1 protein-coding gene and 1 pseudogene are annotated in these 1068 nt (G+C 65.1%); both read right to left on the bottom strand.

The genetic code is table 11. The annotated features are described in order from the left end of the window. Positions 1-95: pseudogene (locus tag GWG65_RS40180) on the bottom strand (NAD(P) transhydrogenase subunit alpha); the annotation flags it as partial. 10 nt (positions 96-105) lie between these two features. Then, positions 106-1068: NAD(P) transhydrogenase subunit alpha (locus GWG65_RS40175; RefSeq protein WP_275200915.1), on the bottom strand; the 963-nt coding region annotated here is incomplete at its 5' end.

Genomic DNA, 1068 nt, shown 5'->3' with positions numbered 1-1068 from the left:
ACCGACCACACCACGAAATAGCCGACGAAAACGGCGAGAACGAAAATCGACAGCCGGAAGACGAAGGGGTCGACGACCTGTGCAATGTGCTCCATGGCGGCTCTCCTAGGCTTTCGGCTGGAAGTTCGGGTGGATGACGGCGCCGTCCCTGGTCAGCGCCGTCGCTTTGACGAGTTCATCGTCCCAATTGACGGCCAGCGCCTTGCTGGCCTTGTCGACCATGGTCTCGATGAAATTGAACAGGTTGCGCGCGTAGAGACTGGAAGCTGACGCCGCGACGCGGCCGGCAACGTTGGTGTAGCCGACGATCTTGATGCCATCGAGCTCGGCGACCTCGCCCGGCTTTGCGCCCTCGACATTGCCGCCGCGCTCGACCGCGAGATCGACCAGCACCGATCCGGGCTTCATCGATTTGACCATCTCGGCACTGACAAGCTTCGGCGCCGGGCGGCCCGGGATCAGCGCGGTCGTGATCACGATGTCCTGCTTCTTGATGTGCTCGGCGGTGAGCGCGGCCTGCTTGGCCTGGTACTCCTTGGACATTTCCTTGGCGTAGCCGCCGGCGGTCTGCGCGTTCTTGAACTCTTCGTCCTCGACGGCGAGGAATTTTGCGCCGAGGCTCTCCACCTGCTCTTTCGTGGCAGGCCGCACGTCGGTCGCAGTGACGACGGCGCCGAGGCGACGCGCGGTCGCGATCGCTTGCAGGCCGGCGACGCCGACGCCCATCACGAACACCTTGGCGGCGGGAATGGTGCCGGCCGCCGTCATCATCATCGGGAAGGCACGGCCGAAGGCTTCGGCGCCTTCGATCACGGCGCGGTAGCCGGCGAGGTTCGCCTGCGAGGACAGCACGTCCATCGCCTGCGCGCGCGTGATGCGCGGCATCAATTCCATCGCGAAGGCCGAGATGCCGGCGTCGGCCATCGTCTTCAGCGCGGCCTCGTTGCCATAGGGATCCATGATGGCGATGACGAGCGCGCCGCGCTTGTACTGCGCGAGCTCGGAGGCCTCGGGCCGCTTCACCTTGATGATGATGTCGGCATCCTTCAGCGCATCCGCGCTGACGGT

Origin of the sequence: Bradyrhizobium sp. CSA207, from assembly GCF_029051685.1 — a bacterium.
In the GTDB taxonomy this organism is placed as follows: Bacteria; Pseudomonadota; Alphaproteobacteria; order Rhizobiales; family Xanthobacteraceae; genus Bradyrhizobium.
The sequence above is the reverse complement of the archived record's forward strand: the minus strand, read 5'-3'. Positions and strand labels throughout refer to the sequence as shown.